The sequence below is a fragment of the Streptomyces sp. NPDC037421 genome, from assembly GCF_055602105.1.
Window position 1 is genome coordinate 65072 of record NZ_JBVJWV010000021.1, and the last position, 14220, is coordinate 79291.

At 72.3% G+C, this 14220-nt stretch carries 10 protein-coding genes and 2 pseudogenes; 5 read left to right on the forward strand and 7 right to left on the reverse strand.

Features of this window, described 5'->3' with window-relative positions:
• The first annotated feature begins 69 nt into the window (after positions 1-69).
• Genes ACZ7IF_RS26250 through yjfF form a run of 3 tightly spaced genes read left to right on the forward strand, consistent with a single transcriptional unit; the run spans position 70 to position 3742 of the window.
• The gene (locus ACZ7IF_RS26250) at positions 70-1629 is read left to right on the forward strand and encodes a sugar ABC transporter ATP-binding protein (protein WP_470975846.1); all 1560 of its coding nucleotides are present in this window, start codon (positions 70-72) and stop codon (positions 1627-1629) included.
• Positions 1626-2723 carry an ABC transporter permease gene (locus ACZ7IF_RS26255; protein WP_470975849.1) on the forward strand — a complete coding sequence of 366 codons (1098 nt, stop codon included), beginning with the start codon at positions 1626-1628 and terminating at the stop codon, positions 2721-2723. Before ACZ7IF_RS26250 ends, ACZ7IF_RS26255 begins: the two co-directional genes overlap by 4 nt.
• Positions 2720-3742: a galactofuranose ABC transporter, permease protein YjfF gene (gene yjfF / locus ACZ7IF_RS26260; RefSeq protein WP_470975852.1), complete on the forward strand. Its 1023-nt coding sequence runs from the start codon at positions 2720-2722 to the stop codon at positions 3740-3742. Before ACZ7IF_RS26255 ends, yjfF begins: the two co-directional genes overlap by 4 nt.
• 155 nt (positions 3743-3897) lie before the next feature.
• Here the strand turns inward: yjfF and ACZ7IF_RS26265 are convergent, their stop codons facing one another.
• Positions 3898-4974 (reverse strand): LacI family DNA-binding transcriptional regulator, encoded by a 1077-nt coding sequence (locus ACZ7IF_RS26265; RefSeq protein WP_470975855.1) that lies wholly within the window; start codon positions 4972-4974, stop codon positions 3898-3900.
• A gap of 244 nt (positions 4975-5218) precedes the next feature.
• Between ACZ7IF_RS26265 and araD the strand changes: the two genes are divergently transcribed.
• Together araD and ACZ7IF_RS26275 are read left to right on the forward strand one after the other, a co-directional pair.
• Complete coding sequence (gene araD, locus ACZ7IF_RS26270; protein WP_470975858.1) at positions 5219-5956, forward strand: L-ribulose-5-phosphate 4-epimerase AraD; 738 nt, start codon at positions 5219-5221, stop codon at positions 5954-5956.
• Positions 5957-6192: 236 nt separating this feature from the next.
• Positions 6193-8661, forward strand: a complete 2469-nt coding sequence (locus ACZ7IF_RS26275; RefSeq protein ID WP_470975861.1) for a glycoside hydrolase family 9 protein — start codon at positions 6193-6195, stop codon at positions 8659-8661.
• Positions 8662-8709: 48 nt separating this feature from the next.
• Here the strand turns inward: ACZ7IF_RS26275 and ACZ7IF_RS26280 are convergent, their stop codons facing one another.
• The 6 genes and pseudogenes from ACZ7IF_RS26280 to ACZ7IF_RS26305 all read right to left on the reverse strand — a co-directional run bounded on the left by ACZ7IF_RS26280 (position 8710) and on the right by ACZ7IF_RS26305 (position 14215).
• Positions 8710-10149: an endo-1,4-beta-xylanase gene (locus ACZ7IF_RS26280; protein WP_470975864.1), complete on the reverse strand. Its 1440-nt coding sequence runs from the start codon at positions 10147-10149 to the stop codon at positions 8710-8712.
• Between the two features lie 79 nt (positions 10150-10228).
• On the reverse strand, positions 10229-11200 hold the full coding sequence (locus tag ACZ7IF_RS26285; RefSeq protein ID WP_470975867.1) for a glycoside hydrolase family 6 protein: 972 nt from the start codon (positions 11198-11200) through the stop codon (positions 10229-10231).
• A gap of 99 nt (positions 11201-11299) precedes the next feature.
• On the reverse strand, positions 11300-11434 hold the full coding sequence (locus ACZ7IF_RS26290) for a hypothetical protein (protein ID WP_470975976.1): 135 nt from the start codon (positions 11432-11434) through the stop codon (positions 11300-11302).
• 54 nt (positions 11435-11488) lie between these two features.
• Positions 11489-11755 (reverse strand): annotated as a pseudogene (locus ACZ7IF_RS26295) (glycoside hydrolase family 43 protein); the annotation flags it as partial.
• A 46-nt stretch (positions 11756-11801) separates the two neighbouring features.
• Positions 11802-11999 (reverse strand): annotated as a pseudogene (locus tag ACZ7IF_RS26300) (family 43 glycosylhydrolase); the annotation flags it as partial.
• The gene (locus tag ACZ7IF_RS26305; protein ID WP_470975870.1) at positions 11996-14215 is read right to left on the reverse strand and encodes a glycoside hydrolase family 3 N-terminal domain-containing protein; all 2220 of its coding nucleotides are present in this window, start codon (positions 14213-14215) and stop codon (positions 11996-11998) included. The pseudogene ACZ7IF_RS26300 and the gene ACZ7IF_RS26305, both read right to left, overlap by 4 nt.
• Positions 14216-14220: the final 5 nt, after the last annotated feature.

Genomic DNA, 14220 nt, shown 5'->3' on the forward strand with positions numbered 1-14220 from the left:
GCCGATCCCGCCGGCCCGCGAGGCCCGGCGACCCAGCCCGCACCACCCCCCCCCACGAGAGGAGGGCGGATGACACATCCGTCCACGCAGCCGCCCACGGGCACCGGCGGCCCGCGGCCGGTCCTGGAAGCCCACGGCGTCCGCAAGCGTTTCCCGGGCGTACTCGCCCTCGACGGAGTCGCTCTCCGGCTCTTCCCCGGCGAGGTGCACGCCCTGATGGGCGAAAACGGCGCCGGGAAGTCCACCTTGATCAAAGTGCTCACCGGTGTCCACCGCGCCGACGGCGGCACCGTCCTCGTGGATGGCAGCCCCCACGCGTTCACGGACCCCCTCCAGGCGCAGCGGGCCGGAATCAGCACCGTCTACCAGGAGGTCAACCTCTGCCCCAACCTCTCGGTCGCCGAGAACATCCTCATTGGGCGCGAACCACGCCGGTTCGGTCTCGTCCGCTGGTCCGAGATGCGGCGGCGGGCGGCCGAGCTGCTGATCGAGCTGGAGCTCGACCTGGATGTCGCCGGCCCGCTCCACGCGCATTCCCTGGCGGTTCAGCAACTCGTCGCCATCGTCCGGGCGGTGGACGTCTCGGCGAAGGTGCTCGTGCTGGACGAACCCACCTCCAGCCTGGACCGCGAGGAGGTGGCCCAGCTCTTCAGGCTGGTGCGGCGGCTGAGGGACCGCGGTGTGGCCATCCTGTTCGTCACGCACTTCCTGGACCAGGTGTTCGACCTCTGTGACCGTGTCACCGTCCTGCGGGGCGGCCGCCTGGAAGGCGAGTACCCCATCGCCGAGCTCACCCCCGTGACGCTCGTCCAGCGGATGATCGGGGGAGAACTGGCCGCCCTCGACCAGTTGTCGGGCCGTACGCCCGGACGGGGGGCTGGGCAGGCGGCCGGCGAGCCGTTCCTCCGGGCCCGAGGGCTGACCCGTACGGGGTCGATCGAACCCTACGACCTCGACATCCACGCCGGCGAGGTCGTAGGACTGGCCGGCCTGCTCGGCTCCGGCCGCACCGAGGCGGCGCGCCTGCTGTTCGGCGCGGACAGCGCGGACGCCGGAGAGGTGGGCATCGAGGGTAGGAAGGTGGTCCTGCGCAGCCCCCGCCACGCCATCGCCCGGCGCGTCGCCTTCTGCTCCGAGAACCGCAAGTCCGAGGGCCTGGTGGGCGAGCTCACGGTCCGCGAGAACATCATCCTCGCCCTGCAGGCCGCCCGCGGCTGGACCAGGCCCCTCATCCGTGCGAAGCAGGACGAACTGGCGCGCCACTGGATCAAGGCCCTGGACATCCGTCCCGCCGACCCCGAAGCCCAGGTACGCCACCTCAGCGGAGGCAACCAGCAGAAGGTCCTCCTCGCGCGCTGGCTGCTCACCGAGCCCCGCCTCCTGATCCTCGACGAACCCACCCGGGGCATCGACATCGGGGCCAAGGCCGAGATCCAGAAGCTCGTGGCCCGCCTGGCGGGCGAAGGCACCGCGGTGCTGTTCGTCTCGGCGGAGCTCGAAGAGGTCCTCCGGCTGAGTCACCGCATCGCCGTGCTCCGCGACCACCGCATGGTGGCCACCCTGGACAACGACGACTCCGTCACGCCCGATCGCCTCCTGACGACCATCGCCACCGGAACGGACTCATGACCTCCCAGCCAACCACATCCGGGGCCGCCGGCGGCCCCGGACGGCGAACGGCCCGCCACCGCCTGCTGTGGCCCGCACTCGTGCTGCTTGCCCTGCTCCTCGGCAACCTCGCGTTCCACCACGACTTCCTCTCGGTCCGGGTACGTGACGGCCACCTCTACGGCAGCCCCGTCGACATCCTGCGCTTCGGCGCGCCCCTCGTCCTCGTGGCGCTCGGTATGACCCTCGTCATCGCCACCCGGGGCATAGACCTCTCGGTGGGTTCCACCGTCGCCATCGCCGGCGCGCTCGCCTGCGGACACATCTCCACCGCGGCGCGTCCCGGCAGCGTCGCCACCACGCTCACCGCCGTCGCCCTCGCGCTCGGGGTCGCCTTGGTGCTGGGCCTGGCCAACGGACTGCTGGTGTCCGGTCTGCGGGTCCAGCCCATAGTGGCCACCCTGATCCTCATGGTCGCGGGCCGCGGCGTCGCCCAGCTGATCACCGACGGTCAGATCATCACGGTGGCCAGCGCCCCCTACAAGATGATCGGCGGCGGCTACTGGCTGCTCCTCCCGTTCGCCGTCCTGCTGGCCGCCGTCCTCGTCGCGCTCACCGCCTTCGTCGCACGTCGCAGCGCCCTCGGCATGCTGATCGAGTCCGTCGGCGGCAATCCCGCCGCCAGCCGCCTGGTGGGCATCCGGGCCGGCGGCCTGCTCGCCCTGGTCTACGTCTTCAGTGCCCTGTGCGCCGCCGTCGCAGGGCTGATGATCAGCTCGAACGTCTCCAGCGCCGACGGCAACAACGCCGGCCTGTGGATCGAGCTCGACGCGATCCTCGCCGTCGTGATCGGCGGGACCGCCCTGACCGGAGGGCGCTTCTCCCTCGGAGGGACGGTCCTGGGCGCCCTGATCATCCAGACGTTGTCGACCACCGTCTACACCCTCGGCGTCCCGCCCGAGACCACCCTCGTCTTCAAGGCGTTCGTCGTCGTCATCGTCTGCCTCGTGCAGTCCCCTGTCTTCCGGGCGAGGGTCATGCGTCGCCGGGCTACCGCCCCTCGATCCCACGCTGCGGCGGGCACCACCCCGCAGGAGCAGGAGGTACGGGCATGAGTACCGGCACCGTGAACGCCGCCGCGCGAACGGCCCGCCCCTTCGCGGCCGTTTCCCCGCGCGCCCGGACCCGTATCCCCCTGGTCGTCACCGCGGTCCTGCTGGTCGTCATGTTCGGCGTCGGATCCGTGCGCTACGAGGGCTTCCTCTCCGCGCAGGTCGTGCTGAACCTGCTGATCGACAACGGATTCCTGCTGGTCGTCGCGGTCGGCGCGACCTTCGTCATCCTCACCGGGGGCATCGATCTGTCCATCGGCTCCATGGTTGCCCTCTCGACCATGATCACGGCCTGGCTGGTCGAGTCGCACGGCTGGCCCCTGGCCATCGTGATTCCCCTGGTCCTGCTGGTCGGCGCCGGGAGCGGGGCGCTCATGGGCTGGATCATCCACACCTTCGAGATCCAGCCGTTCATCGTCACCCTGGCCGGCATGTTCCTCGCCCGGGGGCTCTGCTACACGATCAGCACCGAATCCATCACGATCAACGATCCCGTCACCGCGGGAGTCGCCCAGACCAGGCTCTACGGCCCGGGCGGACTGTTCGTCTCGGTCCCCGTGCTCATCGCGCTGGCCGTTCTGGTGACCGCCTTCGTCGTCCTGCACCACACCCGCTTCGGCCGGAACGTGTACGCACTGGGAGGCAGCGAGTCCTCGGCACGCCTGATGGGTCTGCCGACGGGCACCACGAAGATCGCCGTATACGGCGTCAGCGGCCTGTGCTCCGCTCTCGGCGGTGTGCTGCTGACCTTCTACACGCTCTCCGGCTACGCCCTGCACGCCATGGGCATGGAACTCGACGCGATCGCCGCCGCCGTGATCGGCGGCACGCTGCTGACCGGAGGAACCGGCTTCGTCCTGGGCACCGCTCTCGGCGTGCTGGTCCTCGGCACGATCCAGACGCTGGTCAACTTCCAGGGCACCCTCAGCTCCTGGTGGACCCGGATCGTCATCGGTGCCCTGCTGCTCGCGTTCATCGTGCTGCAACGCCTGGTGGGCGGCCGCCGGGCCGCCGCGCGCTGACGGCGGTCCGCGGGCGGCGCCTTCCGGGGGCCGGCGCCGCGACCGAATCCGAGTCCGGGGCCGTGGGGCTCCGGACGGTTTCGCGACCACTGCACCTCCCCTCCCGGCATGCCCGGCTCCTCGCAGGAGGGGCCGGGCCCCGGCCGTTCCGGGGGTCATTCGCCGGGGAGGGCGATCCTGCGGGCCGTGCTGGCGCGCACGATGAGCTCGGGGACCACCACCAGGTGGGTCGGCTCGTCGGCCCGGCCCTCGATATGGTCCAGGAGCAGTCCGATGCTGTCGCGGCCGAGCGAGGCGAAGTCCTGGCGGATCGTCGTGAGCGGAGGCGGGAAGAACTCGGCCTCGGGGATGTCGTCGAAGCCGGCGACCGCCACGTCCTCGGGCGTGCGCAGTCCGGCTTCCCGCAAGGCCCGCAGGACGCCGAGGGCCATCTGGTCATTGGCGACGAACACCGCCGTGAGCCCAGATCCCCCTCCTCGTGACGCCCGGACCCGCCCCGCGAGCTGCTGGCCGGCCTGGTATCCCGAAAGGGGGCTCCAGTCGCCGCGCAGCAGGGGCGGCACCTCGGCTCCGGCGTCCCGGAGCGCGTCCTCCCATCCCTGGGTGCGGGCCTCGCTCTCAAGCCAGTCGGAGGGGCCCGCGACATGCCACACGGTGGTGTGGCCCGAGGCGAGGAGGTGTTCCGTGATCATGCGGGCGCCGAGGTTCTGGTCCAGCGACACTCCGGGCAGCGCCAGGGTGTGGCCGCCTTCCACGGTGACCACCGGACACGGTGCCTCCAACGCCGCCAGCGCCCGCACCGCGGCGCGCTGCGGGGTGACGGCGACGATCCCCTCCACGCCCCACCCGGCGAGGTGCTGCATGGCTTCGGCGAGGGCCGTCTGCGTGGCCGTCCGGAGCGTGACGGCGGACGTCAGATAGCCGCGGTCGCGAGCCGCCTCCTGAACCCCGGCCACGGTGCTGGCGGGGCCGTGCAGGGTGGTGTTCACCGCGATGACGCCCAGCGTGTGGGTCCGGCGCGTGGCCAGGGCCCGGGCCGCCGAGTTCCGCCGGTAGCCCAGCTGCTCGATGACCTGTGTCACCGCGGCCCGGGTCTTGGCGCTGACGTTCGGGTGGTCGCTGAGCACCCGCGAAACGGTCTGGTGGGAGACGCCTGCGACGCGCGCGACGTCCGTCATCGTGGGCGCTCGCGAGACGTCCGGGAGCTGGGTCAACTCTCTTCCTTTCCTCATCGAGCGGCCTTCCCTCAAGGTACCGAACCGGCTGGGGGACGGTCGGCGGGGCATCTATGTTGGCGCTCACATTATGCAGCGTTCTCTGGGGGTGTGAGCGGGAATCTCCACGGGAATCTCCTAGTAAGCCCTTGAGCTTTCCACTTGTTAGCGTTCACAATCTGAAGCGCCAGCAACCGCAGCGCAGCCGTGGTGCCGATGCGTCCCGCGGTCGGTCCATTGGCGGAAAGACGGGGAGAGCGCAGTGAGCGAGACCGATCTCAAGGAGCTCCGCCGCGAGGTCCTCGCGGCCAACCTCCGCATCCCGGACGCCGGCCTGGCCACCCTCACCTGGGGGAACGTCAGCGGAGTGGACCGGGACGCCGGTGTGTTCGTGATCAAGCCGTCCGGGGTCTCCTACGCCGACCTCACCGAGGAGGACCTGGTGGTGGTGGCGCTGGCGGACGGGAGGGTCGTCGACGGGCACCTCAGGCCCTCCACCGACGCCGAAACCCACCGGTGCCTCTACCGGGCGTTCCCCTCCATCGGGGGTGTCACCCACACGCACTCGGCGCACGCCGTCGCCTTCGCCCAGGCGCGCCGCCCGATCCCCGTGCTCGGCACCACCCACGCCGACACCTTCAACGGGCCCGTCCCCGTGACGGAGGACCTGACCGCCGCGCAGTGCGCCAAGGACTACGAGTACAACACCGGCCAGGTGATCGTCGCCCGGCTCGGCGGCGATCCCCGACGGGCCGAAGAGGTCCCCGGAGCGCTCGTCTCACGGCACGGCCCCTTCACCTGGGGTGCCACCGCGAAGGCCGCACTGGAGAACGCCGTCGTCTGCGAGGCCGTGGCGGAGATGGCGCTGCACACCCTTGCGCTGGGGTTCCGCCTCGGGGGCGCCTCGGACCCGCCGAGGCACCTCCTGGAGCGGCACTTCACCCGCAAGCACGGACCGGACGCCTACTACGGCAACCCCGCCCCCGCGCCGGGACCCTGAAGACGCGCACAGCCCCGCGACGGGCGGGGAGAGCCACCGCGCCGGCGTGCCGCCGACGTCCGGGCCGTACCGGCGCGAAGCGGGGCAGCCCTGGGCTTCCGCCTGCGCGTGCGCGCCGAGGCAACTCCCTTTGTCGCAAGCCCACTTGACGGTCCGCGTCGCCTGCTGGCTTGATTGGGAGCGCTCCCACGCTGATGGGGAGCGCTCCCGCACCCCCGCCTAGGAAGGCTCCACCCGTGCCTCCTGTCACCCCCGCGCGCGGCGTGCCCCGCCGCGCGGCCGCCGTACTCGCCGGCTTGGCGCTCGCCGTCGGCGGCCTGTCCATGACCGGCCTGACCCTTCCGGCAGAGGCCGCCGCCCCCGTGGCCGCCGCCGACACACCCGTCCGGGTCAACCAGCTCGGCTACCTGCCCGACGGCCCCAAGCGGGCCACCGTGGCCAGCGCCGCGACCGCCCCGCTCGGCTGGCAACTGCGCGACGCCGCGGGCGCGGTGGTCGCCTCGGGCGCCACCACCGTGCGCGGCGCGGACCAGGCGTCAGGGCAGTCCACGCACCTGGTGGACTTCGGCGCGTACACCGGCTCCGGCTCCGGCTACACCCTGGGCGTCGACGGCCGCACCAGCCACCCGTTCGACATCTCCCCGTCGCTGTACGACTCCCTGCGCGCGGACAGCATGGCGTTCTTCTACCAGCAGCGCAGCGGCATCGCCATCGACGCGGCCCTGGCCGGCGGCAGCCCCTACGCCCGCCCCGCCGGGCACCTGGGTGTCGCCCCGAACAAGGGCGACAGTGACGTCCCCTGCCAGGCGGGGGTGTGCGACTACCGCGTGGACGCGCGCGGCGGCTGGTACGACGCCGGCGACCACGGCAAGTACGTCGTCAACGGCGGCATCTCCGTCTGGGAGGTGGTCAACTCCTTCGAGCGGGCCCGCCGTTCGGGAGGCGACGCGGCGCTCGGCGATGCGACGCTGCGGCTACCGGAGCGCGGCAACGGAACACCGGACGTGCTGGACGAGGCCCGCTGGGAGTTGGAGTTCCTGCTGCGGATGCAGGTCCCGGCCGGGAAGCCGATGGCCGGGATGGCCTTCCACAAGATGCACGACGCCCGGTGGACCGCCCTGCCGACCCGGCCCGAACTCGACGCCGAGCAGCGCGAGCTGCACAGGCCGTCCACCGCCGCGACGCTGAACCTGGCGGCCTCGGCCGCACAGTGCGCACGGGTGTACGCGCCGTACGACGCCGCGTTCGCCGCACGCTGCCTGGAGGCGGCCCGCCGCGCCTGGACGGCCGCCAAGGCCAACCCGGACGTGCTCGCCCCGGCGAGCGACAACACCGGCGGCGGCGCCTACGAGGACGCCGACGTCTCCGACGAGTTCTACTGGGCGGCGGCGGAGCTGCTGACCACCACCGGAGAGCCGCAGTACCGCGACGCCGTCACCTCCTCCCCGCACCACGCCAGGCCCGTCGACGGGTTCTGGTGGGGCGGCACGGCCACCCTCGGCCGCATCACCCTCGCCACCGTCCCCGGCGGGGGCCTGCCCGCCGACGACATCGCCCGGCTGCGCGGTCTGCTGACCTCCGCCGCCGACGGCCACCTCTCCACCATGGCCGGCCAGGGCTACCCGGTGCCGCTCCCGGCCACCGGGTACGCGTGGGGCTCCAACAGCTCGGTCACCAACAACGCCATGGTGATGGCCGTCGCGTACGAGCTCACCGGCCAACAGCGCTACCGGGCCGGAGCGCTGGAGTCCCTGGACTACCTGCTCGGCCGCAACGCCCTCGACCTCTCCTACGTCACCGGCTACGGCGAACGTCACTCCGAGAACCAGCACCACCGGTTCTGGGCCCACCAGAACGACGCCTCGCTGCCCCACCCGCCCGCCGGCTCCTTCGCGGGCGGGCCGAACGCGGCGCTGGAGGACCCGGTGGCCAGGGAGAAGCTCGCGGGCTGCGCGCCGGCTACGTGCTACGTGGACGACATCGGCTCGTACTCCACCAACGAGGTGGCGATCAACTGGAACGCGTCGCTGGCCTGGCTGGCGGCCTTCGCCGCCGAGCGGCGCGGCGCGCCGGCGACGCCCGCGGTCCAGGTGGTACCGGCGGCCGTGACGGTCCCGGAGGGCGGTTCGGCTCAGCTGGGCGTACGGCTCTCGGCGGCGCCCGCCCGCGACGTCACGGTGACCGTGGCCCGCAGCTCCGGCGACCAGGACCTGTCGGCGGCCGCGACCCTGGTGTTCACTCCGGCCGACTGGGCGACGGCGCAGCAGGTTCGGGTCTCCGCCGCGCAGGACGCCGACACGTCGCCGGGCACCGCGACGTTCACGGCCGGCGGTCCCGGCGTGCAGTCGGCGACGTTCACGGCGACGGAGGCGGACGACGACACGCCGGCGGCCTCCTGCACGGTGACCTACCGGATCGACAACGCCTGGGGCAACGGTTTCACGGCGACCGTGAGCGTGCGGAACACCGGCACCTCGGCGGTCTCCGGGTGGACCCTCGGCTGGAGCTTCGCGGGTGACCAGCGGATCGGCAATGCCTGGAACGCCACGGTGAGCCAGTCGGGCAGCACGGTCACCGCCCGGGACGCCGGATGGAACGCCACGCTGGAGCCCGGCGGCAGCGCGAGCCTCGGTTTCCAGGCGACGTACTCGGGTACCAACGCGCCCCCGGCGCGCTTCACCCTCGGCGGTTCGGTCTGCTCCTGAAGGAACCGTGCCACGGCGAGGGTGTCGCCACCCTCGCCGTGGCGGGCTTCAGGTGCGGGTCCAGCGCTGGTTGCCGCCGCTCGAACACGAGTAGAGCTGGATCAGGGTGCCGTTGACGGTGCCGCCGGCCGCGGCGTCCAGGCAGAGCCCGGACTGGACTCCGACGAGGGATCCGTCCGGGTTCAGGCGCCATTTCTGGTTGTCGCCACCCCAGCAGCCGTAGATCTGGACCTTGGTCCCGTTGGCGGTTCCGGCGGCGTCAAGGCACTTGTCTCCGTAGACCCTGAGCTCGCCCGCGGTGGTGTGGGTCCACTGCTGGTTGGTGCCGTTGTTGCAGTCCCACAGGGTGACCTGGGTGCCGTCGGTGGTCACGGCACCGGGCACGTCCAGGCAGCGGCCCGAACCCGTGCCCTTGACCGGCCCGGAACCGGGTGAGGGGGCAGGAGCGGAGGAGCCGGCGGCGTTGAGCGCGCCCAGCACGGCGGCGTAGGCCGGCTTCTTGGTGCCGTTGCCGTCGAACAGCAGCGGCGACTGCTCCGCTCGCCACGAGTCGGTGTCGCGCACCCCCCAGACGGTGATGCCGAGGCAGCGCGGGACGGCCAGGCAGTCGTTGGTCACGTTGGCGTAGGCCGCGGCCGGGGCGCCCTGGACGTCGAGTTCGGTGACGGCCACGTCGACGCCGAGGGCGGCGAAGCTCCGCAGGGTGGTGCGGAAGTTGCTGTCGTAGGGGCTGTCGTTGTTGAAGTGGGACTGGAAGCCGACGCAGTCGATCGGCACGCCACGCTGCTTGAAGTCCCGGACCATGGAGTACACGGCCTGGGTCTTGGCCCACGTCCAGTTCTCGATGTTGTAGTCGTTGTAGCAGAGCTTGGCGCCGGGGTCGGCGGCACGCGCGGTGCGGAAGGCGACCTCGATCCAGTCGTTGCCGGTGCGCTGCAGGTTGGAGTCGCGCCGGGCTCCGGAGGTGCCGTCGGCGAAGGCCTCGTTCACGACGTCCCACTGGACGATCTTGCCCTTGTAGTGGGCCATCACCCCGTTGATGTGGTTCGTCATGGCCTGGCGCAGCGCGCCGCCGCCGAGGTTCTGCATCCAGCCCGGCTGCTGGGAGTGCCAGGCCAGCGTGTGGCCGCGGACCTGCTTGCCGTTGCGCGTCGCCCAGTCGTGGACGCGGTCACCGGCGGAGAAGTCGAACCGGCCCTGCTGGGGTTCGGTGGCGTCGATCTTCATCTCGTTCTCGGGCGTCACCGAGTTGAACTCGCGGCCCGCGATCGTCGTGTACGCGGGGTCGCCCAGCCGGCCCGAGGCGATGGCGGCGCCGAAGTAGCGGCCACTCTGCGCCGCCGCGGCACCGAGCGTGCCCTCGGCGGCCCGTGCGGCCGGCGGAGCCGCCAGCACGGCGGCCGAACCGAGGACGGCGACGGCAAGGGCCGCGCGCAGACCCGCCGTCATCCGGCGGACGAGGGGTGGGGGAATGGCGTTCGATCCCATGAATGAGCCTCCAGGGCAGAGAGCAGGGAAGGAAGAGCACGGAAGAAGAGAGCGCGGCGGAGTGAACCCGCGGGCGGGCTCAGTAGCCGTAGATCATCTTGTAGGCGGCCTCCGGCAGGAACTGCCCGGCCGAGGAACCCGCCCCGACGCCGCAGTTGCCGTCGGACTCCCCGGGGATCTTGATCCACAGCAGCATCTCGGCACCGCCCCCGCGCTGGCTGGGGGTACCGGTCCGGCGGCCGGCGGGGTTGCACCACTGGCCGTTGGAGCCGTTGCCGTTGCGGCTGGTGTCGACGACGAACGGCTTGGTGTAGCCGTAGGAGCGCAGGGCCGAGTTGACGGCGTTGCCGTAGGAGGTGCTCTGGTCGGTGGTGAAGTAGTTGGAGACGTTCAGCGCGAAGCCGTGCGCCCCGCCGACCCCGGCGGCGGCCAGCTGCTGCGCCATGGCCGGGGCACCGATCCAGCCGGCGTTCCCGGCGTCGAGGTAGACCCAGGTGTTGGGCGCCTTGGTGTTGAACTGGGCGATCGCGTTCTTGAGCATGGCGTTGCGCTCGGCGATCTGGCCGGACGTCATGCAGCTCTCGTGACCGAGCGCGTCGGGTTCGAGGATGACGACGGCCGGACGGCTGCCGATGCCAGTGGCGAAGGCGGCGATCCAGCTCTCGTAGGCGGCTCGGCTCCCGGCGCCGCCGCCGGAATGACCGGCGCAGATGTCCCGGTCGGGGATGTTGTACGCGACCAGGATCGGCAGCTTGTCGGCGGAGTCCGCGCGGCCGGCGTAGGAGCCGGCGGCCGCGGCGATGTCGCCGCTCCAGTTGCCGAACCAGCGGGCCGCCGGGGTGTTGGCGATGGACGTCCGGATCGCCGCTGCCCGGCCGTCGCCGGGGTTCGCGGCGGTCCACCGCAGGGCGGAGTTGTCGGGGTCGGTGTAGAAGCCGCTGGTCATCGCGGTCGGGTCGGCGGCGTACGCGGGGCCCGCGTGGAGCAGGGCGAGACCGCCGGCGAGGAGACCGGCCAGCAGGGCGGATGCGGCTCGGACGGACTTGCGCATGGTTGGTCCTCCGGTGGGGGGAAGGGGAAGCGCTTTCGGTTGTGTGTGGGGGCTGCCCGGGACGGGGCCGGCGGGCGAACCGTGGGCGGGCCGCGGGCGTCACCGACGCAGGTGTCCGGGCGGCTCCCGCCGGCTCGGGTACGTGATGTCGAACCACGTGAAGTGCGCTTGGCTGGTGGAGGGGCGGCCGTTGGAGGTGGCGTTGAGGCCGAGCGGGACGCTGGTGAAGAGCACGGCAAGGTCGGCCTCTTCGTGCGGAGCGCCGGGAGTGAAGCGCAGTTCCGTGGAGACGCCGCAGTCGGGCCATTCCTGGGGCCGGGCCAGGAGGGACGGGGTGGTGCGCGCGCCGAGGCGTTCGGGCCGGAGCCGGAGGCGGAGCCCGTCGCCGGTGGGGTGCGCAGGGCGCTCCAGCCGGCGGAGAGGGTGGCGGGACGTACTCGGGCCCCGTGAGACGTCGTTCGCGGGAAAGGTATTCGCGCATCCAGATCTCGGTGCGGCCGGCGGCCTCGTCCACCACACGGGCCCGGGCGTCGTTTGCGTTCCAGAGTCCGTCATGGTGACGGAACGTCGGTGCGAACAGGCCCCGTGAGGGAGCGCGGCCGGAGAGGCCGGGCTGTGACGCGCGGTCGAGCGCGGATCCGACGCGCCGCCAGTTCGCGAGATCACGGCTGTGGAAGACGGGAGGGGCCGGGAACCATTCGAAGCTGGACGTCGCCGGGTAGTAGTCCGCTCCCACCCGGCAGACGGACGGATCGGGCCGGAACCCGGGCAGTAAGGGGTCCCCGGAGAACCCGGTCATGGAACCGGGACGATCTCGGCCGGTACGGACAGGACCCGGTCGGCGGCCGGATGGCGTACCGGCCCCCGCAGGGTGAAGGAGCCCTGGAGCGGCAGGTCGCCGCTGGACCGTCCCACGGCCACCCCGATCTCCCCGGGCTCCACCCTCCTGCGCAGGTCGAGCCCGGTGAAGGAGGTCCGGTCGGCATGGACGGAGAAGGCGACCCTGGCGGCCGCGCCCGGAGGCAGCTCGACCCGGGCGAATCCGGCGAGCCACTGCCGCGGCCGGACGACGGACGCCACGGGGTCGGAGAGGTACAGCTGGACCACCTCGGTCCCGGCCACCCCGCCGACGTTGCGCACGGTGGCCGAGACCGTGACGGCCCCGTCCGTCGGGGCCTCGGGATCCACTGAGAGCTCCGAGAAGGCGAACCTGGTCCAGCTCAGCCCGTGCCCGAAGGGGAACAGCGGGGTCGGGTCCACCGAACTCCAGTCGGTGCGCCCGCCGAGCCCGGCGTGCAGGTAGGTGCCGGGCTGGCCGCCGGCCCGGCGGGGGAGGGAGACGGGCAGCCGTCCGGACGGTTCCGCCGCCCCGCTGATGATCCGGGCCAGTGCCGTCGCCCCCTCCTCCCCGGGAAAGAAGGCCTGTATGACGGCCGACGCGCGCTCGGCCGCCGTGCCCAGCGCGTAGGGCCGCCCGGAGACGACGACCAGGACCGTCGGCACCCCGGAGTCCAGGACGGCGGAGGCCAGGGCGGCCTGGTCGCCGGGCAGGTCGAGGGTCTCGGCGTCGCAGCCCTCTCCGGACGTGCCCCGGCCGAACAGGCCGGCCCGGTCCCCGAGCACCAGTACGTTCACGTCCGGGTCGTCCGAGGTGACCGTGAACCCGGCCGCGCCGAGCGCTTCGCCGAGCGTGGGGATCTCCAGCCCGGGAGCGCCGGGAGCCGCGACGTGGTTGGGAAGGGCGTAGCAGCCGAGGAAGGCCCGGGGCTCGTCGGCGTACGGCCCGTGCACCGCGACCCGGCAGGGCCGCAGCGGCAGGGTGCCGTCATTGGCGAGCAGCACGGTGGACCGTTCGGCCATGAGCCTGGCCAGGGCCCGGTTCTCCGGCGGGTCGAGGTCGACCGCCTCGGGCGCGGCGGGTTCCCAGTCCGGGTCGAGCAGGCCGAGTTCGGCCTTCTGCAGCAGGACACGCCGCGCGGCCCGGTCGACGAGCTCCTCCGGTACGCTTCCCGACCGCACGAGTTCGGTCAGCGGCTCGCCGTAGCAGCGGGCCGTGGGCAGTTCGACGTCGATCCCGGCGGTCAGCGCCAGCGCGCCAGCGGCGCCCCGTGAACCGGTGATGCCGTGCCGGGTCTCCAGGAAGGAGACGGCGTAGTAGTCGGCGACGACCACTCCGGCGAAGCCGAGTCCACCCCTGAGCAGCCCGGTCAGCAGCCGTTCGTCGGCGGCCACCGGGACGCCGTCCACGTCGGTGTAGCTGTTCATCACCGACCGGGCGCCTCCCTCGCGCAGCACCCGCACGAAAGGCTCGACCAGCACGTCTGCGAACTCGCGCGGCCCCACCGCGACAGGGGCCATGTTCCGGCCGCCCTGCGAGGCCGAATACCCGGCGAAGTGCTTCAGCGTCGCCACGATGCCAGCGCCTTCCAGGCCCTGCACGTAGGCGGTGCCGATCGCTCCGACGAGAAAGGGGTCCTCGCCGATGCACTCCTCGGTCCTGCCCCACCGGTAGTCGCGGACCACGTCGAGGACCGGAGCCAGGCCTTGGTGGACACCGGCTCGCCGCATCCCCGCGCCGATCGCGGCGGCCATGCGGCGCACGAGCCCGGGATCGAAGGACGCGCCCCAGGCGAGCGGCGCGGGGAAGACGGTCGCCCCCCACGTCATGAACCCGGTCAGGCACTCCTCGTGGACGACCGCCGGGATCCCGAACCGGCTCGATGCGGTCACCTGCTGCTGGAGCGAGGCGAGCCGCTCCATCCCGGCCTTCGCGGTGACCGGAGCGGTCCCGAACACCCGGGTGAGCTGGCCGAGTCCGTGGGCGGCGAAGTGGTCGAGCCCGGGGGCGGACCCGCCGGATTCGTTCTCCACGGGCGCCACCGGTGCCCCCGGATCCGAGGGCCGCGCCCAGAAGGCGGTGAGCTGGCCGGCCTTCTCTTCGAGTGTCATCCGTTCCAGCAGATCGGCGACGCGCACGGACACGGGCAGCAGGGGATCGTGCCAGGGCTCGTTCAAGGAGT

Excerpts from the sequence above, each read along its gene's own strand:
- ACZ7IF_RS26250 (WP_470975846.1), top strand. The coding sequence starts at position 70 with ATGACACATCCGTCCACGCAGCCGCCCACGGGCACCGGCGGCCCGCGG.
- ACZ7IF_RS26255 (WP_470975849.1), top strand. The coding sequence starts at position 1,626 with ATGACCTCCCAGCCAACCACATCCGGGGCCGCCGGCGGCCCCGGACGG.
- yjfF (WP_470975852.1), top strand. The coding sequence starts at position 2,720 with ATGAGTACCGGCACCGTGAACGCCGCCGCGCGAACGGCCCGCCCCTTC.
- ACZ7IF_RS26265 (WP_470975855.1), bottom strand. The coding sequence starts at position 4,974 with ATGAGGAAAGGAAGAGAGTTGACCCAGCTCCCGGACGTCTCGCGAGCG.
- ACZ7IF_RS26280 (WP_470975864.1), bottom strand. The coding sequence starts at position 10,149 with ATGGGATCGAACGCCATTCCCCCACCCCTCGTCCGCCGGATGACGGCG.
- ACZ7IF_RS26285 (WP_470975867.1), bottom strand. The coding sequence starts at position 11,200 with ATGCGCAAGTCCGTCCGAGCCGCATCCGCCCTGCTGGCCGGTCTCCTC.